General features: G+C 73.1%; 19 protein-coding genes and 1 pseudogene. 11 read left to right on the top strand and 9 right to left on the bottom strand.

Annotation, left to right across the window (positions count from 1 at the left end; genetic code table 11):
- Window positions 1-142 precede the first annotated feature (142 nt).
- From rsgA to ACZ6X9_RS26435, 3 genes are all read left to right on the top strand, one after another.
- Window positions 143-1,258 (top strand): ribosome small subunit-dependent GTPase A, encoded by a 1,116-nt coding sequence (rsgA, locus tag ACZ6X9_RS26445; RefSeq protein WP_469780498.1) that lies wholly within the window; start codon window positions 143-145, stop codon window positions 1,256-1,258.
- 204 nt (window positions 1,259-1,462) lie between these two features.
- A complete protein-coding gene (locus ACZ6X9_RS26440; RefSeq protein WP_469780497.1) occupies window positions 1,463-2,986 on the top strand; it encodes an AlkA N-terminal domain-containing protein in 1,524 nt (507 codons plus the stop codon).
- A gap of 12 nt (window positions 2,987-2,998) precedes the next feature.
- Window positions 2,999-3,532, top strand: coding sequence for a methylated-DNA--[protein]-cysteine S-methyltransferase (locus ACZ6X9_RS26435; RefSeq protein ID WP_469780496.1), 534 nt, complete (start codon window positions 2,999-3,001; stop codon window positions 3,530-3,532).
- A 451-nt stretch (window positions 3,533-3,983) separates the two neighbouring features.
- On the opposite strand, the gene ACZ6X9_RS26430 is transcribed toward ACZ6X9_RS26435, so the two are convergent.
- Window positions 3,984-4,898, bottom strand: coding sequence for a helix-turn-helix transcriptional regulator (locus ACZ6X9_RS26430; protein WP_469780495.1), 915 nt, complete (start codon window positions 4,896-4,898; stop codon window positions 3,984-3,986).
- A gap of 2,313 nt (window positions 4,899-7,211) precedes the next feature.
- Between ACZ6X9_RS26430 and ACZ6X9_RS26425 the strand changes: the two genes are divergently transcribed.
- A complete protein-coding gene (locus ACZ6X9_RS26425) occupies window positions 7,212-9,116 on the top strand; it encodes a protein phosphatase 2C domain-containing protein (RefSeq protein ID WP_469780494.1) in 1,905 nt (634 codons plus the stop codon).
- 914 nt (window positions 9,117-10,030) lie between these two features.
- Here the strand turns inward: ACZ6X9_RS26425 and ACZ6X9_RS26420 are convergent.
- Window positions 10,031-11,251, bottom strand: coding sequence for a hypothetical protein (locus ACZ6X9_RS26420; RefSeq protein ID WP_469780493.1), 1,221 nt, complete (start codon window positions 11,249-11,251; stop codon window positions 10,031-10,033).
- A gap of 571 nt (window positions 11,252-11,822) precedes the next feature.
- On the opposite strand from ACZ6X9_RS26420, the gene ACZ6X9_RS26415 reads away from it, so the two are divergent.
- Window positions 11,823-12,302 (top strand): ATP-binding protein, encoded by a 480-nt coding sequence (locus tag ACZ6X9_RS26415; protein ID WP_469780492.1) that lies wholly within the window; start codon window positions 11,823-11,825, stop codon window positions 12,300-12,302.
- 380 nt (window positions 12,303-12,682) lie between these two features.
- On the opposite strand, the gene ACZ6X9_RS26410 is transcribed toward ACZ6X9_RS26415, so the two are convergent.
- On the bottom strand, window positions 12,683-13,798 hold the full coding sequence (locus ACZ6X9_RS26410) for a DUF2637 domain-containing protein (protein WP_469780491.1): 1,116 nt from the start codon (window positions 13,796-13,798) through the stop codon (window positions 12,683-12,685).
- 518 nt (window positions 13,799-14,316) lie between these two features.
- Between ACZ6X9_RS26410 and ACZ6X9_RS26405 the strand changes: the two genes are divergently transcribed.
- On the top strand, window positions 14,317-15,333 hold the full coding sequence (locus ACZ6X9_RS26405) for a GntR family transcriptional regulator (protein WP_469780490.1): 1,017 nt from the start codon (window positions 14,317-14,319) through the stop codon (window positions 15,331-15,333).
- Window positions 15,334-15,679: 346 nt separating this feature from the next.
- Here ACZ6X9_RS26405 and ACZ6X9_RS26400 read toward each other — a convergent pair whose 3' ends face one another.
- Together ACZ6X9_RS26400 and ACZ6X9_RS26395 are read right to left on the bottom strand one after the other, a co-directional pair.
- Window positions 15,680-16,126 carry a glutaredoxin domain-containing protein gene (locus tag ACZ6X9_RS26400; protein WP_469780489.1) on the bottom strand — a complete coding sequence of 149 codons (447 nt, stop codon included), beginning with the start codon at window positions 16,124-16,126 and terminating at the stop codon, window positions 15,680-15,682.
- Between the two features lie 327 nt (window positions 16,127-16,453).
- Window positions 16,454-16,582 carry a hypothetical protein gene (locus ACZ6X9_RS26395; RefSeq protein ID WP_469780488.1) on the bottom strand — a complete coding sequence of 43 codons (129 nt, stop codon included), beginning with the start codon at window positions 16,580-16,582 and terminating at the stop codon, window positions 16,454-16,456.
- 586 nt (window positions 16,583-17,168) lie between these two features.
- On the opposite strand from ACZ6X9_RS26395, the gene ACZ6X9_RS26390 reads away from it, so the two are divergent.
- The gene (locus ACZ6X9_RS26390) at window positions 17,169-17,579 is read left to right on the top strand and encodes an ankyrin repeat domain-containing protein (protein WP_469780487.1); all 411 of its coding nucleotides are present in this window, start codon (window positions 17,169-17,171) and stop codon (window positions 17,577-17,579) included.
- 423 nt (window positions 17,580-18,002) lie between these two features.
- Here the strand turns inward: ACZ6X9_RS26390 and ACZ6X9_RS26385 are convergent, their stop codons facing one another.
- Window positions 18,003-18,818, bottom strand: coding sequence for a hypothetical protein (locus ACZ6X9_RS26385; protein WP_469780486.1), 816 nt, complete (start codon window positions 18,816-18,818; stop codon window positions 18,003-18,005).
- 383 nt (window positions 18,819-19,201) lie between these two features.
- Here ACZ6X9_RS26385 and ACZ6X9_RS26380 point away from each other — a divergent pair, with 383 nt between their 5' ends.
- Window positions 19,202-21,691 carry a GTP-binding protein gene (locus tag ACZ6X9_RS26380; RefSeq protein ID WP_469780485.1) on the top strand — a complete coding sequence of 830 codons (2,490 nt, stop codon included), beginning with the start codon at window positions 19,202-19,204 and terminating at the stop codon, window positions 21,689-21,691.
- 609 nt (window positions 21,692-22,300) lie between these two features.
- Window positions 22,301-22,417, top strand: a pseudogene (locus ACZ6X9_RS26375) (IS5/IS1182 family transposase); the annotation flags it as partial.
- Between the two features lie 72 nt (window positions 22,418-22,489).
- Here ACZ6X9_RS26375 and ACZ6X9_RS26370 read toward each other — a convergent pair.
- Window positions 22,490-23,455 carry a helix-turn-helix transcriptional regulator gene (locus ACZ6X9_RS26370; RefSeq protein ID WP_469780484.1) on the bottom strand — a complete coding sequence of 322 codons (966 nt, stop codon included), beginning with the start codon at window positions 23,453-23,455 and terminating at the stop codon, window positions 22,490-22,492.
- 96 nt (window positions 23,456-23,551) lie between these two features.
- Here ACZ6X9_RS26370 and ACZ6X9_RS26365 point away from each other — a divergent pair, with 96 nt between their 5' ends.
- On the top strand, window positions 23,552-23,917 hold the full coding sequence (locus ACZ6X9_RS26365) for a VOC family protein (protein WP_469780483.1): 366 nt from the start codon (window positions 23,552-23,554) through the stop codon (window positions 23,915-23,917).
- 204 nt (window positions 23,918-24,121) lie between these two features.
- On the opposite strand, the gene ACZ6X9_RS26360 is transcribed toward ACZ6X9_RS26365, so the two are convergent.
- Complete coding sequence (locus ACZ6X9_RS26360) at window positions 24,122-24,340, bottom strand: DUF397 domain-containing protein (RefSeq protein ID WP_469780482.1); 219 nt, start codon at window positions 24,338-24,340, stop codon at window positions 24,122-24,124.
- Window positions 24,340-25,146, bottom strand: coding sequence for a helix-turn-helix domain-containing protein (locus ACZ6X9_RS26355; protein WP_469780481.1), 807 nt, complete (start codon window positions 25,144-25,146; stop codon window positions 24,340-24,342). Before ACZ6X9_RS26355 ends, ACZ6X9_RS26360 begins: the two co-directional genes overlap by 1 nt.
- A 326-nt stretch (window positions 25,147-25,472) precedes the next feature.
- On the opposite strand from ACZ6X9_RS26355, the gene ACZ6X9_RS26350 reads away from it, so the two are divergent.
- Complete coding sequence (locus tag ACZ6X9_RS26350; RefSeq protein ID WP_469780480.1) at window positions 25,473-25,613, top strand: hypothetical protein; 141 nt, start codon at window positions 25,473-25,475, stop codon at window positions 25,611-25,613.
- The last annotated feature ends 138 nt before the right edge of the window (window positions 25,614-25,751 follow it).

The following is a 25,751-nucleotide window of genomic DNA, read 5'->3' as shown; positions in this document are numbered from 1 at the left end:
GCAAGAGCAGCAGGACACGGCGGCACAGTGCCGCGCGCGGAATCAGGAGGTGAGCCCGGGATGACTGTCACGACGGCGGCCACGACGGCCCGTACCCGGCGATCGACCCCTCTCGTCTCCCTCCTTTCGAAGGAACCCCGCGTTGTCCGAGCAGTTCACGCTTTCCGCACAGCACCCCCTCGCCCGCTACGGCTGGGACCGGGGATTCGCTGACACCTTCACCCCCTACGCCGCCGAGGGCTGCGTCCCCGGCCGGATCGTCCGCGTCGACCGGGGCCGCTGCGACCTCGTGGTCGCCGACGAGAGCGCCGACGACGGCGTCCGTACCGTGCACGGCGACGTTTCGCTCGTCACCACGGGCGACCCGCTGCGCATCATGTGCACCGGCGACTGGGCGGCCGTCGACCTGACGACCGGTCACGTACGGGCGTTGCTGCCGCGCCGCACGGCGTTCGTGCGGTCCACGTCCTCCCAGCGGTCCGAAGGACAGGTCCTCGCCGCCAATGTGGACCTGGCCCTGATCGCCGTCCCGCTCTCCGCCGACCTCGACCTCGGCCGAGTGGAGCGCTTCCTGGCTCTCGCCTGGGAATCCGGGTCCGAACCGGTCGTGGTCCTGACCAAGGCGGACCTGGTACCCGACCCGGCCGTGCTCGGCCACCTCCGCTCCGACACGGAGGCGGTCGCGCCGGGCGCCCAGGTGTTCGCCGTCAGCGCGGCCACGGGCGACGGCACCGACGTGCTCGCCGCCGTGCTGTCCGGGGGGACGTCGGTGCTCCTCGGTCCGTCCGGCGCCGGCAAGTCCACCCTCGCCAACGCGCTGGTGGGCGCCGACGTCCAGGACGTCCGGGCGATCCGCGACCGCGACGGCAAGGGCCGCCACACCACCACCACGCGCAACCTGCTGCCCCTGCCCGGCGGTGGCGTCCTCATCGACACCCCGGGACTGCGGGGCGTCGGCCTCTGGGACGCGGAAGGCGGCGTCTCCCGCACCTTCGCCGAGATCGAGGCCCTGGCCGAGGAGTGCCGCTTCCACGACTGCGGCCACGACAGCGAGCCCGGCTGCGCGGTGACGGCGGCGATCGAGGCGGGCGCGCTGTCCCCCCGGCGCCTGGAGAACTACCGCAAGCTGCTCCGTGAGAACCAGCGCATCGCGGCCCGCACGGACGCGCGCCTGCGCGCGGAGATGCGACGGGAGTGGAAGCTGCGGCATGCGGAGGGGATGCGCATGGTGGAGCTGAAGCGGGGGCGCTCGCGCTAGGCGGGTCGGTCGGGGCGTCTCCCGCGGGAGGCACGTACCCCTGGGCAAGCGGCTTCGCCGCTTGTCCTCGGACGCCGGACGGGCCGGTGCGGCCGCGTCCGGCGTCCGAGGACAGCGCGCACTTCCCGCCTCCCCCGGCTCCGGCCGAACCCCGCGTCCGATTTCCGCCAGACCACCCCCTTCCCCTCCCGCAGACTAGAACACGTGACAACAACGGCACCCCACCCCGACGACCTCCGCTACCAGGCGGTGAGCAGCCGCGACGCACGCTTCGACGGTGAGTTCTTCTTCGCTGTCGCGACGACCGGGATCTACTGCCGGCCCAGTTGCCCGGCGGTGACCCCGAAGCGGGTCAACGTGCGGTTCTACCCCTCCGCCGCGGCGGCACAGGGGGCCGGGTTCCGGGCGTGCAGGCGGTGCCGGCCGGACGCGGCGCCGGGGTCGGCCGAGTGGAACATCCGGGCCGACCTGGTCGGCAGGGCGGTGCGGCTGATCGCCGACGGAGTGGTGGACCGGGAGGGCGTGGCGGGGCTGGCCGCACGGCTGGGGTACAGCGCGCGGCAGGTGCACCGGCAGCTCACCGAGGAGCTGGGGGCCGGGCCCGTCGCCCTGGCCCGGGCCCAGCGCGCGCACACCGCGCGGGTGCTGCTCCAGACCACGGACCTGCCGGTCACCGAGACCGCGTTCGCGGCCGGCTTCGCGAGCGTCCGGCAGTTCAACGACACCATGCGCGAGATCTACGCGCAGACGCCGACCGCCCTCCGGGCACAGGCCCGGGCGGGCAGGCGGGAACGGGCCGCCGCCCGGGGCAGCGCACCCGCCGGCGTACCGCTGCGGCTCGCGCACCGGGGCCCGTACGCCGCACGGGAGATGTTCGACTTCCTGGAACGCCGGGTGATCACCGGCATCGAGGAGATGACCGGCACCCTGGGCGCCCGCGTCTACCGGCGCACCCTGCGCCTGCCCTACGGCACGGGCATCGCCGAGGTCCAGGAGCCGCCCACCGGGAGCGGGCGCACGGGCGGCCGGGGAGCCTGGCTCGCCTGCCGGCTGCACCTCACCGACCTGCGCGACCTGTCCAACGCCGTCCAGCGGATGCGCCGCCTCTTCGACCTGGACGCCGACCCCGACGCCGTCGCGGAACGCCTCGGCGCCGACCCCCGGCTGCGCCCCCTCGTCGCCGCCCGGCCCGGCCTCCGGTCGCCGGGAGCGGCGGACGCGGAGGAGCTCGCGGTCCGGGCCGTGCTCGGGCAGCAGGTCTCGGTCGCGGCGGCGGGCCGCCTCGCGGCCCGGCTGGTGGCCGCGCACGGCACCCCGCTGCCCGTACCCGACGGCACGCTCACCCACGTCTTCCCGGCGGCCGGCGTCCTCGCCGAGGCCGGTCTCGACGGTCCCGGCGACCCGAGGATGCCGGAGGCACGCAGGCGCGCCCTGCGGACCGTCGCGGCGGCCCTCGCCGACGGCACCGTCCGGCTCGACCCGGGCGCCGACCGCGACGACGCCGAACGGCGGCTGCTCGCCCTGACCGGCGTCGGCCCCTGGACCGCCGGCTACATCCGGATGCGGGCGCTCGGCGACCCCGACGTCTTCCTCCCCGGCGACGCCGGGGTCCGCCACGGGCTCACCACCCTCGGCACCGGGCCGGAGGCCGCCGACGCCTGGCGGCCCTGGCGCTCGTACGCACTGCACCACCTCTGGAACCACACGCCCGCCGAGGCGGGGGAGTAAGGACGGCACCCGATGCTTCCGATGCTTTACACCGAGATCGACAGCCCCCTCGGCACCCTGCTGCTCACCGGCCGCCCCTCTCCGACCGCCCCGGGCGGCACCGCGCTCGCCTCCCTCTCCGTCCCGGGCCAGCGCAACGGCGTCACCGTCCGTCCGGAGTGGCGGCGCGCGCCCGACGCGTTCGCCGAGGCGAGCCGCCAGCTCACCGCCTACTTCGCGGGCGAGACGAAGGAGTTCGCGCTCGAGTACGCCGTGGAGGGGACGGAGTTCCGCCGCCGGGTATGGGACGCGCTCGACGCCGTCCCCTACGGCGCCACGACCAGCTACGGCGAACTGGCCGCCCGCGTCGGCGCTCCCCGGGCGGCCGTCCGGGCGGTCGGCGGGGCCATCGGCGCCAACCCGCTGCTCGTACTGCGCCCGTGCCACCGCGTCATCGGCGCGGACGGTTCCCTCACCGGCTACGCGGGCGGCCTGGAGCGCAAGCGGCTGCTGCTGGCGCTGGAGGCGGAGCGACGGGCGGGGCAGGAGGGGCTGCCGGGGATGTGAGGGTGGGGGTGTAGGGGGGGTGTGGGTGAGTGTGGGGGGTGTGTGGGTGGGTGTGGGGCCGCGTGCCCGTCCGGTCCGGTCAGGCCTCGCGGCTCCGGTCACCCCCCGCCCGCGCCCCTCGTGCCCTCCACGCGCTCCGATCTCCGATCACGCCCGCGGGCCTCCCGGGCACGCGTGCCCGCCCGGTCACGTCCGTGCCCACCGGTCGGCGCCCGCGCGCTCCGGGCGTGTCGATGCCCGTCGGGACGCGTCGATGCCCTTCGCGGGGCACGTCGGTGCCTTTGGGGCGCGCCCGGGGCCTTTGGATCGGTCCTGGCGCCTTTTTCGCCCACCCGCGCCTCCGGCCGCTCCTGTGTCCTCCCGGCTGCTCCTGGGTTCTTCCCGGTCTCGCTCCCGCTCCCAGTCTCGCCGTCCGGCCGCACCCCCGTCCGGCCGTATCCGCGCCCTCCTGTCACGTCCGTGCGACGGACGGCCGTTGTGCCGCCGTCGCATGAGGCCGCCCTGGCCCTGAGCCCGGCCCCGGCCCTGCCCCCGGTCCCGGCACCGACCCCGGCACGGCCCCCGGTGTTCGCACCGGGCCAGGCCCAGGCCCAGGCCCAGGCCCCGGTCCCGGCCCTGGCCCGGGGCCTCCCGTCGTCCAGCCCCGTTCCGCCGCTTTCCACCCGAGCTGCAACCGTGTCGTCACCCCGGCCAGTTCCATCAGCCGCTTCACCCGCCGTTGCACCGTCCGCAACCCCAGCCCCAGTTGCTTGGCGACGCTCGCGTCGGTCAGCCCGGAGAGGAGCAACGAGAGGACCGTCAGGTCCGTGGCGTCCGGGGCGTCCGAGGCCGGTGGTGGCAGAGGAGTGTGCTCGGCGGGCCGCAGCGGGCGCGCCTCGTGCCAGACGGTTTCGAACAGGGCGGCCAGCGAATCCAGCAGCTCCCCCGCCCCGACGACGAGCGCCGCGGGCCCCGCGCTCCCGGAGGGGAGGACGAGGAGCGCCTCGCTCCGGTCCGCGAGGAAGAGTTCGGCCGGCACCCGGTCGGCGACCCGGACCAGATGCGTACCGGAGGCGTGGGCGGGAGCGGCGAGGGCCCGACGGGGGAGCGGGCACCCCGCGCCGTCCACGACCGTCCGGCGCCGGACGGCGGGTCCCGTTCCGCCCGTGTCAACCCAGGGACCGTCCTTCACCAGTGCGCACACTTCTTCGACGGCCCGCCGCCGCAGCCCCGCCAGGCGGTGGGCGACGGCCTCCGTGCCGGTCACCGCCTCGACCGCCGCACCGGGACCGCCCGGCCGGTCCTCCGACCGCTCCCGCCTGCGCTGTCCTGCGAGTCTTCCGCGTTCCTCACCCTCGACGTCGGCCGGACCTATGGCACCGGGCACGTGACACCCCTCCCCACGACCGTGTTGCGACTCCCGCCATCATCCCGCGAGGGGGCTCGTGTGCACTCTTCCCGTATGCCCAGCAGTGTGGACAATAAGGGCATGAGTCAGTTGGGGGATCAGGGACAAGAGGACGCCTGGTGGGCGGAGTTGTACGGCCGGACCGCGGACGGCCCGGTTCCCGCCGCCGAGGAGGACAGCCTCGACGACCGGTTCGCTTCCGCCGCGGCCGTCGTCGGCGGTGACCCGCCGCCTCCGGGACCCGCCCGCCCGCGGGGCCGCGCGACCCGCGGCGCGCCGCCGCCGAGCGGGTTGCCGGCCCGCGCGGCCTGGTCGGTCTCCCGGTCCGGCGGACTTCCGGACCCTTCCCGGCTGCCTCCGCTGCCCGACCTCGCCGGACCGCTCCGCGGCACGCCGCCCCCTCCGCCACCACCCCCTCCACCTCCACCGCCGCCTCCTCCGCCACCGCCGTCCGCCGCCTCCCGCTGGGACCTCAACGCACCGCCGGCCGGGACCGCGCCGCGCGACTCCCGGCCGAAGCCCGCGTCATCGGGCCGGAAGCCCTTCCCGCCGCCCTCGAACGGTGCGCGGCCGACGCTTGCCGGGGGCGAGGCGCCGGATCGGGCGGCCGGTGGCTCCGACAGGCCGAGGGGGCCCGGTCGGTCCGACCGAGCGGGCCTGTCCGATCGCTCCGATCGCGCGGGCCTGTCCGATCGCTCCGATCGCGCGGGTGTTTCCGACCGGTCCGATCGCGCGGGCGTTTCCGACCGGTCCGATCGCGACCGATCCGATTACTTCGACCGAGCCGACCGGTCCGGCTTCTCCGAGCGGTCGCAACCGCCGCGGCGATCCGACCGGGCCGGGGGAAGCGGGCGGTTCAAGGGCGGCGACCGCCCCGGGGCGAGCGATCCGCGGGAGAGCGGCGACGGATACGAAGCGGACGACCGGCCGGAAGAGCGACACCACCCCCGCCGTACAGACCGCCGAGACCGCCCCGAGCGCCCGGCGCACCCGGAGCGCTCGGCGCATCCGGACCGGCCGAAGTCCGCGAACCGTCCCCCCTCCTCCGTCAACCCTCCCGAATCATCCGGACGTTCCGACCGTGCGGACCGGTTCGAACGGCCGGTTGTCTCCGACCACCCCCGGCCGGGCGCTTCCGCGGACCGGCCGACGGGGGGCGGGAGCCGGTCGGACGGCTCGCGGTCGGGTACGTCCGATGTCCCGGGGGCCGCGCGGGCCTTCGGCGGGGCGTCCGTCGACGTACCGCGCGTCCCGGACCCCCGGGGGACGACGGACGGGCCCGGGCCCGGCGCCGGTGACGGCAGTGGACGACGCGATGCCCCCGCACGACGTCCCGCCGGCGGCCGGCGGTCATCCGTACCGTCCTCCGGCCCGGACGGGGCACGGGACCGACCCGGCGGAGAAGAGGGTGGCGGCACCGCGCCCGCCTCCCGCCCCGCCGAAGCCGTCGGACGCCCCGACACCTCTGCCTGGTCCGAGCCGCCCACCCGCCCGGCGGCAACTGCCCGAACCGAACCCTTCACGTCCCACCAGGCCCAGGCACCGCACGACGCCCCCCCGGTGGCGGAAACCACCGAGCCGTACGACGGGTCGGATGGACGCGACGCCTCCCACCCGCGTCAAGTCTCCGTGCCGCCCGACCTGTCCGCGGAGCCCGAGGAGCCCGCGCCGGCCAAGGAGGACGCGCCATGCGGCGCTTCCGAGCCGCGCGACGGCTGCGGCCCGCCACAAGCGTCCGCGCGGCCTGGCCTGTCCGCAGAGACCGGTCGTCCCGCGACGGCCGAAGAGTCCGCCTCGGCCGGCGCGGGCGCGCTGTACGGCGCTTCCGATCGGCGCGACGGCTCCGGTTCGCCGCAAGCGTCCGCGCCATCCGGCCCTTCCGCCGGGCACGCCGGGCCCATGCCCGCCGACGCGAGCACGCCGTACGGGGCTTCCGGTCCGCGTGACGGCTCCAGGCCGGTCCAGGCGTCCATGCGGTCCGACCGTTCCGCGGCGGGTCCCGAGGAGCCCACGCCGGCCGACGCCTCCGAGCCGTACGGCGCCTCTGATCCGTACGGCGCCTGCGACCCGTCGCTTCAAGCGTCCGTGCCGTCCGATCTGCCCGCAGGATCCACAGCGCCTACGCCGGCCGATGTCTCCGCGCCGTCCGGCCCGCGTACGGAGGCGGAGCCCGAACCGTCCGCGTCGGCCGACGTCTCCGAGCCGTATGGCGCCTCTGGTTCGTATGGCGCCTGCGACCCGCCGCTTCAAGCGTCCGCGTCATCCGACCTGCCCGCAGGGTCCACGGCAGCTATGCCGGCCGACGTCTCCGCGCCCTACGGCGGCCCGGATCCGTGCGACGGTTCCGGGCCGCCGCCGGCCTCCGCGCCGTCCGGCCTGCGTACGGAGGCGGAGCCCGAACCGTCCGCGCCGGCCGACGTCTCCGAGCCGTACGGCGCCTCTGATCCGTACGGCGCCTGCGACCCGTCGCTTCAAGCGTCCGTGCCGTCCGATCTGCCCGCAGGGTCCACAGCTCCTACGCCGGCCGACGTCTCCCATCCGTACGACGTCTCCGACCCGTACGACACACCCGACCCCCACGGCGTCTCCGCCCCCCACGACGTCCCCGCGCGGCCCGCGGCCTCCACGTCGTCCACCCGCAGCGCCAGGCCGGGGGCGTCCACGGCGTCCGATGCCTCCGGACGGCCCGTGGGGTCCGAAGCGCCCGGTGCCTCGGCGGCGGACGACGGCTCCGCGGCGCCCGGTGTCTCCCGGCCGCTCCATGACGCCGCGTCGCGCGCGGTCCCGGCGCGGACCGGGCGGGATGCGGCCCGGCGCGAGGTCCCCGCGCCGCCCGGCACTTCCCGGCTGCCCGCGCGCCCCGAAGTGCCCACCCTGCCCGACCGTTCCGCGCGGGCCGGCCTGCACGGGGTGCCCGAAGCCCGCGCGCTCCTCGGCGTCACCGCGCCGCACGACGCCTACGGCCGGTCGGGCGCGTTGCGGGTGTCGAACGCCCCTGATGCCTCGGGTACCTCCACGGCCTCCGAGGCTCGTGCCGCCTCGGGGGCGTCAGAGGCCTCCGTCGTCCCCGAGACCGTCGAGACGTCCGATGCCCCGGTGGGCTGTGAGTCGGCCGCGTCGCTGGAGGCCGCCGTGGTGCCGCAGGTGCCGCGGCCCCGGCACCGGGAGGGTGTTCGTCCCCGGGCGCAGGAGTACGTCGGGCAGGGGCCGCCGACCTACGAGCCGGAGCCGACCGCCTGGCCCGCCGCGGACCCGGGCGGCCTGGAGGACCTGGTGCCCGACACCGTCCTCGACGGCGCGCGGTACGGCGCCATGACGCTGCGGGCCGTCTCCCTGCGCGGCGACTCCGCCCGGTACCGGGGCGAGCCGCGGCGGGACGCGTTGCTCACCGCCCGGTTCGGGGCGGGGGAGGGGGCCGTGCTGCTGGTCGCCGTCGCGAGCGGTGCCCGCGCGGCGGAAGGCGCGCACCGGGCGGCGCGGGACATCTGCGCCTGGCTCGGCAGTGCCGTCGGGCGCAGTCACGCCCGGCTGGGCGAGGACCTCCGGGCCGGCCGGCGCGGTGAGCTCCGCTCCGGGCTGCACCGCCTCACCGACCGTTCGTACGGACGCCTTCGCACCCGCGCCGCCGAACTCGGCCTGCCGCCCGCCGAGTACACCGCCGCGTTGCGCTGCCTGCTGCTGCCGGCCGACCCCCGGTGCCGTACCCGCGTCTTCTTCGGCGTGGGCGGCGGCGGGCTGTTCCGGCTCCGCGAGGGCGCCTGGCAGGACCTGGACCCGGTGCCGCGCCCGGCCGTCGGCAGCGGCCGGGGTGCGGACGGCCCGTACGCGGTTCCGGGCCCGTACGCGATCCCCGGCCCGGGCGGCGACGCCGGCGGGGACGCCCTGTGTGACGACCGCATCACCGTCGACCTGGGCATCCCCACCCCCGGCACCACCCCCGTGATCGATCCCGACGAGGTGCCGACCGAACCGTTCCGGTTCCGTGCCGCGGTCGCCCGCCCCGGCGACGCCCTGCTGCTCTGCAGCGCCGGCCTCGCCGAACCTCTGCGCGGCGAACCGGCGTTGGGCGACGCGCTCGCCGAGCGGTGGGGCACGCGGGCCCAGCCGCCGGGTCTGGCCGAGTTCCTGGCCGACGCGCAACTGCGCGTCAAGGGGTACGCGGACGACCGTACGGCCGCCGCGATCTGGGAGGCGTAGGAAGGCGGCGCCGCATGCCGGTGCTGCGCCCGAACGCGTGCACTGGGGTGAGGGGTTGGTGGAAGGGGTCGCGGACTCGTCGCTGACCGCTTCCAAAGGCCTGGACACCCCCTCGGGCCGGTCGGCGAACGTCAGCGGGTGACGGGCGAAGCCGGTGATCAGAGACCGCTGACGCGCAGCCCGAGGCGGATCCGTTTCGCCGAGTTGTCCGGCGGGGTGATGTCCGCTTGGGTGGAGGGAGATCCGTCCCGGGCCGGCAGGATGGCCGGGGTTTCGCTGACCGGGTACTTCGTGACCGACAGCGCGTGCCGGCTGTGGCAGGCGCGGCTCGACCGGATGGCTGCCGACCCCGGCGGTGCGCGGTGGATGGTGCGGGAAGCGATCGTCGGTGAGCAGGGGCTCGTCGTCGAACATGCCGGGTTTCGCGGGCCGCCCGACGCGGTCGGCGTGGTCGAAATCGGCTGCTTCATCGCTCCCGGCTTCTGCCGCCGGGGGTATGTCCGTTCCGATCCGCGCTGGTCGAGTCGCTTCGCCGGGCAGCGGGCGAAAGCGCGGTCACGACCGTACGGGCGACGATTCAGCCCCGGCAACGTGGCATCCCTGGCAACGTGGCATCCCTGGCAACGTGGCATCCCTGGCAACGCGGCATCCCTGGCCACGATCGCGGGCTTTGGCTTCGCCGAGGCCGGGGAGCAGTGGGATGAGCAGGACGGTCTCGGGAGTCGTCTTCGAGGTCTCCGTCCGCCGGGTTCCGTCCGCTTGACGGGGAGGGCCGCGGCACAACGCCGAGCTGTGAGCGTGGCCCGGTGCGGCGGGACCGGGAGCCGGAAGACCCGGTCGAGGTCCCGCCGTCACTCGGGCGGGCGTGCCGCTGCGGCTGCGCCCCCTGGCCGGGCCGTTGCTGGTGGCGTGGTTCAGCCGGTCTTCGCCGACTCGTCGAAGAATTTGACGATCCGGGGCAGGGCCTGCCGCACCGATTCGCTGTGGTCGTAGTCGCCGAGGTCGGTCAGCCCCCGAGCGGCGCCGTTCCTCGTCAACTGGTCGGCGCAGTACGTCGCATGACCGAAGTCGACGTCCTTGTCGCCGCGGCTGTGGTAGATCTCCACCGGTACGTTCGGCCGCCAGTCGCATGTGGTGTCCATCGGGCGCAGTTTGTCCTTCAGGACGCCGTCAGGCTTGCGGATCTTGTTCAGGAAATCCTCGGTGAACAAGTCCTTGGACGCCGCCGGAAGTTCGCCGAGGATTTGCTCGGCGGTGTGGCGGCCGTCGAAGAGACCCTCCACCTTGCGGTCGTAGGGGGAGCGGAACGCCTCGCCGGGCGAGGCGTAAAGGCCGTACATCTTGTTCCAGGCGGTGGCGAAGTAGGCGAGGTAGATGCCGGATTTTTTGGCGATCTTGTCGTCGGCCGCGGCGGCCTCGAAGGCCGAAAGATGGTAAGGGCCGCTGACCGGGGCGAGTGCCCCCGGCCGGAAGTAGCGGTCGGCACCCTCCTGCAGCGCCCGGCCCACCAGCATGGTCGCGGGGCCGCCCTGCGAGAACCCGCTGACCTGCACCTTCCGTTTCAGCTCCCGGCCGTTCCGGTGGGCGAGGGTCCGGGCCGCGCGCAGGCCGTCCACCGAGGCCGCGACGGTGGCCCCGGGGTCACCGTACGGGTGGAAGCCTTCGCCCGAGCCGAGGCCCACGTAGTCGGGCGCCGAAACGGCCCGCCCGGTCGAGGCGAACAGCAGGGCGACGCGCCGGTCGTCCGACTTCGGATCCTCCGAAGCGACGTCCTTGCGGTAGACGGTGGTGCCGTGCAGCCAGGAGACGGTGGACAGGTGGCGCGCTCCGTTCTTGGGCAGGACGACGAGCTGGCTCGCGGTCGTGGGGGCGCCCCCGCTGTCGGTGGTGCGATAGGTGACCCGGTAGGCGGTCACGCCATAACGGACCTGGGACGAGTCGAACTCTCCCCGGAGCTCCTCGGCCACTTCCTCCGCTGTGAGGTCGGCCGCTTGCTCGGCGGAGACGACGGTCCCTTCCCGCCCCCGCTCACTGTGAGGGCCGGCCGCCACCGAGACCGGAGCCACCAGGGCGGACACACTGCCGAGGACCGTCGCACCCACTGCGAAACGCAAACTTGTTCTCCATGAAGTCATGGGGGAATCCTGCCCGTTGGCCGATCCGCCCTGACATGGAGCGACCCCCCGGGCCGCGAGGGGGGAAAGCCCCCTCGCGGCCGAGCGGACGTGCCCCACATCCACCCGGCCGATTGCACCCGGCGCGGATGCCGGCCCGGTGAACGGTCCCGGTCGTAGCACCAGCGGGCCGGGGAGGGGTGAGCGGCCGGTGAATGATCTCCAAATGCGGCGGGGTATTTGAGATCGAGTACAGGCCGGACCGGTTACGGTCATCCGCCACCGGCTACTGGTCATGCCCACCGTCCCGACGCATTTCGGCAGGCTAACACCATCTTCCCGGTGGTGGTCGGGACAGCGGTTCCGGCTGTGCACGAGTGGTTCCCGCAATTCCCCCGCCTCATCATGTTGATGAGTCAACAGGAGTCGTTTCTGTGCAGGCGGGGCATGCATTTGCCGTGAGCCTGTTCGATGCCGGGGCGCCGGGGAGGGGTCGGGGCGAACGGAAATGAAACGGCGGACTGCACACTGGTTGGGCGCGGGGAACCGCGAGGGTCGGGAAGAGTCCGCGGGCGTCACGGCTCGGAACGAGGTGAACGGTGGGGAGAGCGAGCCCTACTGGGAAAGACGACTTGCACGCGACGATCTGGCGGCGGTCGCGGGGGCGCGGGCCGGACTGCGCCGGTTTCTCGTCCACTGGGGCGCGCCCGGACGGGCGGAGACCGCCGAGCTGCTGACGAGCGAACTGGCCACCAACGCCTTGGTGCACACCGACGGCGGCGCGGTGGTGACGGCCACGCTGAGCGGAGGCGCGCCGGCAGCCGTGAAGGGGCGGCTGCGGGTGGAAGTGCGGGACACGCTGCCCCGGCGCCCGGCGCTCCGGACGCCCGACTTGGAACCGCCGGACTCCGGCGAAGGGGTCCGGGCGGACGAGCGCGGGTGTGCCGCCGAGTGCGCGGCGACCTCGGGGCGCGGGCTGCTGCTCGTCGCGGCCCTCGCCGATACGTGGGGAGTGCTGGTGCACGGCACGGGAAAGACGGTGTGGTTCGAGCTGGGGGCGGGGAGCCCCTGAACGGGGAGCCGCTGACCGGAGGGTTGCCGGCAGGGGGCTTGCGGGCGGGAGAGCCGCTGATGTGAGAGCTGCCGACCGGCGAGACACTGGTGAGAGCGCCGCTGAGCGGAGAGGCGCCGGTGGGAGTGCCGCTGAGCGGAGAGGCGCCGGTGGGAGTGCCGCTGAGCGGAGGGAGTGCCGTTGACCGGAGGCGCTGATGGGCGGGGCACCGGCCGGGACCGTGCCCGGAACCGGAAGGGGACGCGGCCGGATGCAGAAGTCGCCGGGAGGAGAAGCCGCCGGGAGGAGAACCCCGTCGGAGACGGGAGAGGGCGGCCGGAGGGGCGGCGCTGTGCCGCCCGTGCCGCTCCGAGCCGGCGTACCTGCTCGGAGCGGACGGGTCAGCCGAACTGCCGCTCGATGCGGGCCAGTTTCTCCTCCAGGGAGTCGAGCCGCCGGATGGGCTGGGTGTCGTCCTCGGCGGTGAGGTCGATGGGCCCGGGGTGGCCCGCCGCACCCGCCGCACCCGTGGTGCCCGTGGTGCCCGCGGTGACCGTCGTGCTCGTGGTGTTCACCGCCTGGAGCGGCCGGCCGCGCGGGGGGAGCTGCTCCTGGTCGGTTATGGAAGGTTCCGCCCCGGACTGTGAGCCGATCTGCGCCGGCTGGGGTGTCGTCGGCACCGCCGTCACCTCCACCTGCCGTCCGCCGCGGGGGCGTCCCCACAGCACACGGTGCTGCCGGTTGTACGCCTTGAGCCGCGCGCGTTCCAGCTTTCCGGCCTCCCGGCGGCGCAGCCGGTGCTGGCGGCGCTGCCGCTTGTCCTCGCGGACCTCGTCCACGGCCTCGTCCAGCGTCCGTACGCCCTCCAGCAGCATCAGCGACCAGGCGCCGAAGGTCTCGCGCGGCGCCCGCAGCCAGCGCACCATCCGGATCTGCGGCAGCGGGCGGGGGACCAGGCCCTGCTCGCGCAGGGCGGCCCGGCGGGTCTGCTTGAGCGCGCGGTCGAAGAGGACCGCGGCCGACAGCGACATGCCGGCGAAGAACTGCGGTGCCCCCGCGTGGTCCATCCCGCGGGGCGCGTGCACCCAGTTGAACCAGGCGGCGGCGCCCGCGAACGTCCACACCAGCATGCGGGAGCCGAGCGCCGCGTCGCCGTGGCTCGCCTCGCGTACGGCGAGGACCGAGCAGAACATGGCGGCGCCGTCGAGCCCGAACGGCACGAGGTACTCCCAGCCGTCCGTCAGGCCCAGGTTCTGCCGTCCGAAGCCGACCAGGCCGTGGAAGGAGAGGGCGGCGGCCACCGCCGCGCAGCAGAAGAGGAGGACGTAGGACGCGCTGCCGTACAGCGCCTCCTTGCGCCTCCTGCGTTCCTCGGTGCGTTCCCAGGAATCCGTGGCCGCCGCGTCCTCCGGGCCGCCGTGGCGGCCCCGGGAGAACACCGTCACCGCCACCACGGCTCCGGCGAGGGCCACGGCACTGGGCAAAACCCAATTCAGCGGTATGTCGGTCACTCTCATCTTGCGTCCCTTGCATCGCGGTACCGGCCTTTCGCGCGCCATCCTGACGGAATCGGCCAGGGCGCCAAGCGGTTTCCGGGCAACTCGCCGCCAATGGACGCCAAGGACATACGGATAGGTGTGTATTGCTTCGAACGCCCTGCTGCGACAGGGGAATTGGGTTCTATTCAATCCACCCGTTCGAGTGGATTGAAGAGGATCGGCTTGTGCTCGGTCGGGTGATGCATGGGGTGGTGGATGGGGCGGCGCGTGGTGCTTGTGCCGAGTGATGCGTCGTCGCCGGGCCTCGGCCGGACCGTCGAGGGGATGGGGTGGAGGAGGAGGGGAGGGGGCGTAGAGGGGGAGGGGAGGGGCGTAGAGGGGGAGCGGAGGGGGAGGGGGGCCGGTTTCGGACGTCTTCCCCGCAGAGGTTTGCGAGGGCGGCCGGCGGCCGGGGAACCCCCTCCTTCGTGGCGATCGGGGTTTGAGTCGTCGCATCCTCCGCCTATGGTTCGAATGGAGACATAGGAGGACCTCTCATGGAGCAGGGCAGACCCCACCCGGCCGTGCCGCACCCGCGCACCGGCGCGCCCGCCCGCGTACCGCTCGCCGACGGCGCCGGGGCGCGCGGCGAGCGCGCTCCGGTCGGGCGCATTCCCGCCGAGCGCCTTCCCGCCGAGCGCCTTCCCGCCGAGCGCCTTCCCGCCGAGCACGGTCCCGTCGAGCACGGCCTCGTCGAGCACGGGCAGAGCGAGTACCGGCAGGGCGAGCACGGACACGCCGGGCAGGGAGGTCGGGGCGGCCACTGGCACGGCGGCCACGGCCACACGTGCGGGGCCGGCGTGCCGGCGGCCGGTGTCGCCCGGCGCATGCCGACCCGCTACTCCGTGCGCGGCCAGGTGCTCGAAGCCCTGCGCAAGGCCCTGGTCAGTGGCGACCTGATACCGGGGGAGGTGTACTCGGGGCCCGTGCTGGCCGAGCGGTTCGGGGTGTCGGCGACGCCGGTGCGGGAGGCCATGCAGCAACTGGCCGCCGAGGGCGCGGTCGAGGCCGTGCCCAACCGGGGGTTCCGGGTCACCAGCCGGTCCGCTCGCGACCTGGCGGAGCTGGCCGAAGTGCGGGGCTTGCTGGAGATCCCCGTCCTGCTCCGCCTGGCCCGTACGCTGCCCGCGTCACGCTGGCGGGACCTGCTGCCGCTGGCCGAGACGGCGGCGGCCGTCGCCCGGGCCGGCGACCGTGCCGCCTACGCCGAGGCCGATCGCGCCTTCCACCGCGCCCTGCTCGGGCTCGACGGCAACCGCCAGCTCGTCACCGTCGCCGACGAGCTCCACCGCCGCGCCCAGTGGCCCACCCCCGACGGACCGGCCCGGCGAACGGAGGATCTGGTCGCCGACGCCGCCGAGCACATCGCCCTGCTCGACGCGCTCGCCGCACGCGACCTGCCGGCCGTCGAGACCCTGGTCCGGGGCCATTACGCGGGCGGGTGCTCCACGGGTGGTGAAGACCTGACCTCCACGGGTGGTGACGACCTGACCTTCACGGGTGGTGCGGGCTGACCTCCACGGGTGGTGCGGGGCTGACCACCACGGAGGCGCGAGGCTGACCTCTGAGGGAGCCCGAAGCCGGCCTGCGCGGAGCGTGAGGCCGGCCTTCGCGTCCGATGCCGGCCGGAGAGGCACGGCGCGAGACGGGTCACCATGAACGCCCGCGCGTTGGCGTCCGGGAGCGGGACCCTGCCATGCCCAAGCCCAAGCCCAAGATCATGCCCAAGCCCAGGGCCAGGGCCAGGGCCACGGCCACGGCGGTCAACCGGAACGCGGAGGCCACGGAACCGGCGGAGCCGTGCAGCCGTCTCGCCCGCTCCGCCCCGGTGCGTCGTAGCCGGGGTCCGGGAACACGCCGTCAGCTTCTCCTCGCGGAAGGGGAGAGCTGTTCGCGCACCCATCCGAGGCTGGGGTTGGTGTGGGGCCGGCCCGCCACGACGACGGTCGGCACGGTCTCGTCACCGTTGTTGGCCGCCCTTACCGCTGCGGCTCCCGCCGGGTCGCGCCAGATGTTGACCCAATGCATTCGGCGGGCGCTGCGGCCGAGTCGGATGCGCAGTCGCATGCAGTATTTGCAGCCCGGCCGCCAGAAGACGACCGGCCGACCGTCGACCGCGCTTCGGCGCTGCGCCTCCCGGGCGCCGATCGACTTCGGGAAGATCAGGACCGAGTTCACGCCTGCGAGCGCCAAGAACGCGAGCAGGACTGCTGCCCCTGTGCCGGGGTTCCCTTCCAGGATCAGCCCGGTGGCGACGGCCGAGCCGCAGAGCACAAGCAGCATCGGCAGGGCCCAAGTGCGCATCATGATGGCGAAGGCTATCGATGAGTCGAAATACTCCTCGAACCAGGCCGCTCGCCTGAGGGGTTCGCCGGGCGCTCAGGCGGTCTTCGTCCTCATGCGACGGGGGACGCGTCCGTGGAAGCGCCACGCTTCAACGGAGCGCCCTTTGGGACTACCTGGCCACGCGTGGGACGAGCTGTTCGAGCTCGCGGACGGCGTCTCAGCATCAAGGCTTGGAACGCCACTTGGCTTCAGGAATCGCCGGCCCACGACCCGCTATGACGTCGGGAAAATGACCGGGCGTTTCGAGTGCTTCGTCGAGCGCGACACCTCAGTGGTCAAAGGGCAAGGTCAGTGACCGGCGGCCTTGACCAGGGCGACGGCGGTGCCGATCGCCGCGTCGGCCACCCCGGCGAGCAAGGCGAGGGCCGCTCCGGCGCCCATGCGGATACCGCCGTACCAGCCCCACGTGAGCCCCACGTGGAGAGAACACCCACGCTTACGACGGCCGCGGCGAGGAGCGCCGTGTGCGGCGGTAGAAGCGCACAGGCGGACAGCCCGATGAGGACCAGCGGTCCGACGGCGGACAGGAGCAGCGGGCTCGACACGAACAGCGATTCCCGCGTCCGCCGCCTGCCGAGCCCACACGCCTGTACGGCTCGGTGCGCCTGGCCGCCCGCCACCAAGGCCGCCGGCCACAGCCCCACGCCCGGGCCCGCGACCGACAGGGCGGTGCCCGCGGGCTCGACGTGTCCGGAGTACGCCAGGCCCACCACCACAACCGCGATCATGGTGATCGCCGCGTACCGACGCTCCTTCGACCGAGGGGCCTCCCGAGCGCGAGGGGCCTCCAGAGCGGCGCGATCCCCGCGTCCTCCCCGGTGGGAGGGGGCGCCGGGGCCGTATCGTCCATGCCGTCCACCGTAGGCGGGCGCCCACGGACGCGTCCCCGCCCGCCCGGGACCTCCCTCGGCCAAACCAGCGCCCGTGATGCGGTGACGTGGTGGGGGTGCGGGGGCGGGGGCCCCTATCTCCTTGGACAAAGGGCGTGGGCCAGTATGGCCGGGTGACGGATCGGGACCGGTTGGGGCGGACGGCGGTGCACTATGCGGCCGTCGACGGGGACGTGGACGGCCTGAGGAGGCTGTTGGCTCAAGGTGCCGACCCTGAGGCAGCCGATGCCGCGGGCTGGACGCCGTTGCACTATGCGGCTCAGGCCCAGGCGCCGTCGGCCGTCGAGGTCCTCCTGGCGGCGGGTGCGTCGGTCGATCCCGCGGATGGCCACGGCAATACGCCGTTGTCGCGGGCGGTGTTCTGTTCGCAGGGTGAGGGGACGGTGATCCGGCTGCTGCTGGACGCCGGTGCCGACCCCGACCGGGTCAACGCTCATGGCGTGAGCCCGCGGGCGCTGGCGGGACGGATCGCCAACCATGATGTGGCCGCCCACCTTCCGGGCGGAGACGGGGCTTCCTCCTAGGCTCCGCCGACTGCCGAGGCCGGGCGGGGCTCGTAGGAACGTGCCGTCGGGGGGGCATCGCAAAGCCGAGAAGATCCGCTGGTCGGGGACGGCCGTCAGTGAGGCGGCCGGTTGCGGGGCGATCGACGTGGCCGCATTGGCGCCCGGACGGTGGCGGCCTGCTCGTTGAGCGCGGTAGAGGCGTCCTCGGCCAGCCGCTGCCGCCCTTGGAGTCACGAAGGAGGCAGCGGGGGGCTCGATGGCCGTGCCCCTCCCCGTCCCCCCACGGTCGCATGGGGGACGCGCGCCGCAGCGCCGATCGGCTCGGCTACTCGGCGCACTCAACTCCCCGCACGCCCCGGCGCACGACTCTCTGCACCCCCGCCGCCGCCCCGGCGCACGTCTCCGCACCCCCGCCGCTCAACCCTCCGCACCCCCCTGCGCTCAACCCTCCGCCGTTTCCACGGGGTCGGCCGGGCGTGGGGGCAGCCGGTCCACCAACCAGGAGGGGACCCCGCCCAGCAGCCGGACCAGTCGTCCCGCCTCCTCGCGCAGCCGGGTGGCCCCGGCCGGGTCGGGGAGGACGGCCGCCAGCGAGACGAGGGCCGGCGCGATGCCCACCAGGTAGCCGAGCTCCTCGCGGATGCGCAGCGACTCGTTGTAGCCGTGCAGGGCGTCCGCGATGCGGCCGTCGTGCTCGGCCATGGCAGCCAAGTGCCGCCAGGTGAAGGAGAGCAGGAGCCGGTGCCCGTGCTCGTTCGCGCCCGTGTGGGCCCGCCGGAAGGCGGCCGTGGCATCGGAGGGGTTGTCCGAGAGGTGCTGGGCGATCAGGCCGCGGCGGAAGTCGAGCAGCGGGCGGCCGGGGGAGTGGGGCGTGAGCAGTGCCGCCGCGCGCCCCAGGGCCGAGCGTGCTTCGTCCGCCCGGTCGCGTACCCCCAAAAGAGTGGCCAGATAGGCGAGATGGCCGCGTTCGCACGCCGCCGCGCCCCGCTCCTCGTCGGTCGTGGCCAGCGCTTCCGCGCCGCGCAGCGCGTCCTCGGCGGCGCTCCAGCCCTCCGCGGTGAACACGCAGCGCTCGATCAGCACGGTCGTGCGCCACCGGGCGGCGCCGGGGTCCGTCGCCGCGTGAGGGGCGATCAGCGCGGCAGCGTCCTCCCAGCAGGCCCGCGAGCGCAGCCGCCACACCGCGCGCTCCAGCGGTCCGTCCTGCGGGCTCGGCCCCTGTGGTCCCCATGGTTCCGTCGAGCCAGAATTCCGCATGGCGGTCTCCGCCACAGTGCCCTCCCCAAGCGCGCCGTCGAGCTGGAAGCCAAGCCTGCTCCGATCACAGCACGGGGAACCCCGCCCGGCCAAGAGGCCGGTGTGAACCAATTCACAAAGCAGGGGGTGGACTTCGCCCGGAGGTACTGCGAAGATCCCCGCCCCCGCGTCCGACCGCCAGGTGACCAGCGCCTATCGGTGGACGGCGGGCAGCGCCGTCCGGGCGAAGGGGCCGGAAAATCCCTCGTGCGCCAGGCCTGCCCCTGGCACCATGGCCCGCGCCCACCCCACGTCGCACAAGGGAGACGACCGGACGATGCGCCAGGCCCTCGGAAACATCCAGCGCCCTGACCGGACGACCGTTCCCGAGGACTTCTCCCCTGATGCGCACTTCCAGCACTCCGGCCACTCAGGCCGCCCACGCCACTCGAGCCGCCCACGCCACTCCGGCCACCCAGGCCGGCCCGGCCGCCCACGCCTCCACGGCCGCTTCGACGCGGCGGCGCTTCCTGAACATCGGCATCCTGGCGCACGTCGACGCCGGTAAGACCAGCCTCACCGAGCGTCTGCTGTTCGACACCGGCGTCATCGACCGGCTCGGAAGCGTCGACGCCGGCACCACCCGTACCGACTCCGGCGAGATCGAGCGTCGGCGCGGCATCACCATCCGTTCCGCCGTCGCCTCGTTCGCTCTCGGCGACCTCCACGTCAACCTCATCGACACCCCCGGCCACAGTGATTTCATCGCCGAGGTGGAACGCGCGCTCGGCGTGCTCGACGGCGCGATACTCGTCCTGTCCGCCGTCGAGGGAGTGCAGGCACAGACCCGGGTGCTGATGAAGACCCTGCGCCGACTCGGGCTGCCCACCCTGGTGTTCGTCAACAAGATCGACCGGGCGGGGGCGCGCGAGGCCGGGACCCTGGCAGCGGTCCGGGCACGGCTCACACCGCGCGTCGTGCCCATGAACACCGTCCACGCCATCGGCGCCCGGGGCGCCCGGACGCTGTCCGGCTCCTTCGACGACCCCGCCTTCCGCGAACGCGTCGCCGAGGCCCTGGCGGAGGACGACGACGCGCTCCTCGCCGATCTCGTCGAAGACCGGATCCCCGACGCCGGACGTCTGCGGGCCGGCCTCGCCGACCGTACGGCACGCGGCCTGCTGCACCCCCTCTACTTCGGCTCCGCCCACTCCGGGCAGGGCGTGCCGGACCTCCTCGACGGCATCGCCCGCTGGCTCCCCGGCCATGCCGCCTCGTCGCAGGATGCTCTCGCGTCCACTACTCCCGTCGGCACCGTGTTCGCCGTCGAGCGGGGAGCGAACGGCGAGAAGACCGCGTACCTCCGCCTCTTCTCCGGCTCCCTGGACCGCCGCGACCGCATCACCCTGCACCGGCACGGCCCCGACGGCAGCGTCGGCGAACTCACCGGCCGCATCACGGCCTTGGAGGTCGTCGGAGCACCGCCCGGCACCGGCCACCGGCTCACCCCCGGCGGTATCGCCCGGCTCCGCGGCCTGCCCGGCGTCCGCGTCGGCGACCGGCTCGGCCCCCTTACCGGTCCGGGCGGCGGTCCGGGCGGCGGGCCTGGCGGTGGATCTGGCGTCGGGCCCGGTGACGGACCTGGTGTCGGGCCCGGTGACGGACTTGGCGTCGGATCCGGTGACGGGCCCGGTGGCGAGGGCGCGGCGCCGCGGTTCGCCCCGCCCAGCCTGGAGACGGTGATCCGTCCCCGGCGCCCGGAGGACGCCCCGCGTCTCTACGCCGCGCTGGCCGCCCTCGCCGACCAGGACCCGCTCATCGGCACCCGCCCCCTGCCGGACGGTGCCGGCACCTCCGTTCTGCTCTACGGCGAGGTGCAGAAGGAAATCATCGCCGCCACCCTCACCGAGGAGTTCGGGGTCGACGCCGTGTTCGAGGAGAGCCGCACGGTCTTCCGCGAACGCCCCTCCGGGACCGGCAGCGCCTACGAAGGCATCGACCGCCACCGGGCCCCCGCCTTCTGGGCGACGATCGGCCTCCGGGTGGACCCCGGCGCACCCGGCTCCGGCGTCGCCTTCCACCGGGAGACGGAACTCGGGGCGATCCCCCTCGGCTTCGACCGCGCCATCGAGGAGACCGCTCGGCGTACCCTCGAACAGGGCCTGTACGGCTGGCCGGTCACCGACTGCGTCCTCACCCTCACCCACTCCGGTTACGCCAGCCCCGTGAGCACCGGAACGGACTTCCGGTCGCTGACGCCCCTCGTCCTGATGCGCGCCCTCGCCGAGGCCGGCACCCGGGTGTACGAGCCGTGCCACGCCTACGAGGCGGAGGTGCCCGCCGACGCGCTGAGCGCCGCGACCGGGCTCCTCGCCGAGCAAGGCGCCCGGATCCGGGACACCGCGCCCGGCCACGGCACCTGGGTGATCAAGGGAACCGTCCCCGTCCGGCGCGTGGCGGCGGTGGAGCGGCGCCTCCCGGCCCTGACCCGCGGCGAGGGCCTCTGGTGGTCGACCCCCACCGACGACCTCCCCTGCCCCGGCACCCCGCCGGTCCGGCCCAGGACGGACGGCCATCCGCTCAACCGGGCGGCGTACATACGGCACTTGGGCCGCGGTTTAGCACCGGGGGGCGGACAGGAACCCGGTCGGGAGCCCGGTCGCCTCACGGCCGCCGACGATCAGACTCCGGGTGGGCGAACCGCACCGGCCGGGTATCCGCGGGTGACATCCGACGGGGACAGTGGTTACCGCAGACGCGCAGCGGCACCCCGGGGGTCGGGCCACCGCGGCGCCGACAGTGCTCGGCCCGTGAGCAGCTTCGATCGACTGACGCCGTATCCGATCCGCAGACGGAACAACGGTTTTGACGCAAGGAACGAAGCCGCTCCCTGACGAGTGGGCGTTCATCGGGGAGCTTCCCGACCGCAAGGGGGCGGCACCGGAAGACATCAAGGGGCCGACACCTGCTCCATTGACCAATCCGGTCATGGTGATGCCGAACAACGGCCTGTCGGGTAACGACGCGGTGGCTCTCCTTGGTGATCGGCCGGCAGAACGGGCGCACTGTGGGAGGTGGTTCGGCGAGTCGGCAAGGGACAGGTTGACCCCTCGGGGCATGCCGTCCACTCCACGGTTCCGAGGGGGGCGACCGGGATCCATATCCGCTCGAGCGGGCAGGCCCAGGTACAGTCCGCCCCCCCATGGGCGAACCGCTCGCAGACTGCCTGCCAAAGAGCCGTAGCGTTGCCGTGCCCGTGCCCATGCAACCGCTGGCCCGTCGGGCCCGCAGTCACTGGGGGGATAGTGTTCCGGCCTCGGCGTACCGATTTACGGTGCTCGCGTCGCATGGCGGAGTCCGCCGGGTTGGCGGCTTTGCTGATGCGTGTGCCGGTAGCGGCTGTGGCTGCGCCTCGGGATGGACCGCCAACAACCCACGGCTGGTGCTCGACGACCCGTCATATCAAGTAGGGGCCATTTTCGGACCGGTCATAGAGGGACGCCTTCACCCGCATGAAGAACCGGAAGGTCCTCCGCGACTGCCGCCTCAGGGGCGACCGTGTCTACCGGGCCACCACCGGCGTCGCCCACATACACAACCTCGCCCTCGACCGAGCCTGACCACAACGTCGCGAAAGCCTTTAGCGGTACTGACCGGGCACGTTGAGTGAGAACAGGGCACCTGATCGGCACTCACAATGCAGGGGTTGAGTGTTTGTCAGCGAGGTCCCTGGCGAGCTGACTGATGCGTGCGCGGGCCGTCTCAGGGGCGAGCACCTCGATGTGGTCGCCGAACTGAAGAAGCTGACGCACCGACTCGATGTCGGGGTAGCGCACGACGACGACGCACGAGCCTTTTTCCGCGTCGAAGACATGGTGGATGCGGGTGCCGAGGATACGCCGCGCCAGGTCGAGACTCTTTTCCGGCAGGCGGATGGTCACGCTCACGCGGTCTTGCTCCTCAGTGCGTTTCTTCAACACGGCCCATCTGGTGCGGAGGGTTTCGCCTGGTTGCAGCACGGCTGGTGCGTCTAGCTGTTCGAAGGCCGACAGTCGTTCCAGAGCGAGCAGCCGGCTGTCGCCCTGGTCATCGGCGACGAGATACCAGCGACCTGATTTCGCCGCGATCCCGTACGGGTCGACCACCCGTGTCGAGGCCCGGCTCTCGGCGCTGCGCCGGTACAGGATTCGCAGGCGTCGCCGGTGTCGTAGGGCCGAGGCCAGATCCGATACTTCGACCGCTGCCTGGGGGGCGGCAAACCACGCAGTGCTGTCGACCAGCACAAGGTCAGCCAGCCGCAGCGGGCTCGGCGACTCAGGTGCCGCGGCCTGGCGGGCGGCGATCTTGCGCTCGACCGACTCCCACACCGCAGTGAGGCCCATTCGCTCACGTAGTGCGCTGTCCAAGCCGGCCACGGATATCGCCTCCAGTTCTGGTGGTTCCAGATGGGATGCGCTGAGCCGTGCACTGGGGAGCAGGACGATCCCGCCGTTCCGCCCGCGTTCGGCATAGACGGGCACGCCCGCTGTCGACAGCGCCTCGACGTCCCGCAGCACCGTCCGCCGGGACACCTCAAGACGCGCGGCGAGCTCCGTGGTAGTGAGCCGCTGACGGGTCTGCAGGAGCAGCAGGAGATGCAGGAGCCTTGAAGCCTTCATGCTTGCCCATGTTCTCAGAAAAGGTGACAGGTTCTGTCGCGATTGGGCGATCCACTGGGTGCTGGACCGAGAGATCAACGAGTTGAGGAGCACTCCATGCCCGCACCGAATCTGTTCCTGATCGGCGTCCGCGACACCGAGGCCGCCACCGCCTTCTACAGCGACCTGTTCGAGATCGAACCGACCTTCACCAGTCCCCACTACGTAGCCTTCGAAGCCGCCCCCGGTGTCCTGTTCGCACTGTGGACGGGCTACAGCGAGCAGGCGGTTCCGAGTCTCCCTCGTACGATAGAGATCGGACTCATGGTGCCCGGGCCGTCGCAGGCGATTGACGAGATCTTCACAAGGTGGGCCTCGAAGGGGGTCCGCGTTGTACAGGAGCCGCATGATGCCGTCTTCGGCCGCACGTTCGTGATTACGGACCCTGACGGCAACCTCATCCGAGTCTCCCCGGTCGACTGACCTGCACCATCCTTCCTCGCCTATCTCCAAGTTGAAGGGCCGGCCACACACCGTGGCCGGCCTTTCAGCCTGTCCAAAGGCTGTCTCGCGACGTTGTGGTCCAGCCCGGTTGAGGGCGAGGTTGTGCGTGTGGGCGACGCTGCTGGTGGCTCAGCGCTCCCGGACGGGGGGATGACTCGGCGCGGTCGGGCGGGGACGGCGGGTTCAGGGGGCGTGTTTGAGGTCGGTGACGAACGCGTGCCAGGCTTCCGGGGGGAAGGCGAGGGTTCGGCTGCCGTCTTGGGCCTGTTTGCTGTCCCGTATGGGGACAAGGCCGGAGGGGGCGACTCTTGAGGGGGACCATTCCAGGCACATGCCGCCTTCGCCACTGCTGTAGCTCGACTTGACCCAGCGCGTTTCCGGGGAGCCAGGACCGTTGGTCATCACGAGAACGCCTCCATCGCCTTGCGTAGTTCGGCCGATGACTGTTCAGGGGAGAGGGCATCCGCCCGAAGACGATCGTAAAGCCCCCGGGCTCGCGCGACTTTGGCGGGTGCGTCCACCACGCGTCCCATGCCTTGCGCTTCGGTGTACAGGACATCGGGCGTGTCCTGTAGCTTCAGCAGAGTGAAACTCTCGCCGGTCGGGGGCGCACCGGTGGTGTACGGAAGCACCTGCAAGGTGATGTGCGGCGTCTGCGCCACCGTGAGCAAATGCCGCGCCTGCTCACGCATGACGGCCGGTCCGCCGACCACGCGTCGCAGACACGACTCGTCCAGAATCACCCACAGGAGCGGGGGAGGGGTGCGTCGCAGCACGTCGATGCGGCGCAGCCGTGCGGCTACCTTCTTCTCCGTCTCCTCGGACGCGTCGCGTGGGTATGCCGCGCGGAAGAGGGCTCGGGCGTAATCGGCGGTCTGGAGCATGCCGGTGACGAGGTACGAACTGAAATCCAGAATCTCCGTAGCCTGCGCCTCGAGTTCCAGATACGGGATGAACCACTCGGGGTGTCCCTGGCGGGAAGCCCGTTCCCACCGCCGTACGAACGTCCCCGGTGTGCCGAAGGTGCCGTCGCAGTGGACCGCGAACTGCCGTGAGCCGATGCGTTCACCGCTTTCGATCATGGAGACGTACGACTGGCTGTACCGGCGGCCCTCGCCGAGCGCGCTCTGGCTCATGCCGCGCATCAGTCGCCACTCCCGTACTTCCGTTCCATAATCGGATGTCGAACTCTTGGACGGCTTGGCCACGCTCAACGTCCCTTTCATCACGGGGCAGTTGTGATGCCTCCAACACTGTCGTCGCGGGCTTCCGTCGGCAAGTCTGGACCGCACGGTTGATGCCCGCCCGTGTGGGGCGGGACACGTGGAGGTTCGAACGTGATGTCGGGAACAGTGGGAGTGCCGGTGCGGTGTGCGACATGCCGGCGGATCAAAGCCGTCCACGCCAGAGCGGCGGCGGCGCGGCGTACCGCGGTGGTGGAGCGGCTCATGTGGCTGATGGGCCGGCACCTGCGGCGGGACCACGCATGAGGCGCCGGCCGGTGATTCCGCTTCCGCACAGTTCCGGTCCGCCGATGTGGGAGGACGACCGGTGTCCCGTCTGTCTGCGGCTGCACGACGGTATGACGGAGGCGGCGAAGAGCGGGGACGAGCGGGCGCGGACGTTGTTCCGGGAGGCGCTCATACGGCACCGGGAGTTGCGACACCTCTCCTGAGCTCGCAGGCGGCCTTCGTCCGATCCTGTGCTTCGTCACAGAGGCGTGGGATCAACCGAAGGCCGTATCGATGAGTGTGTTGCGGCAGGGGGAAACGACGCGGGGCGTTCGCGGCGCTCGCACGCTGTCGTGACGACT

It is taken from the genome of Streptomyces sp. NPDC052910, assembly GCF_055585605.1.
The sequence above is the reverse complement of the archived record's forward strand: the minus strand, read 5'-3'. Positions and strand labels throughout refer to the sequence as shown.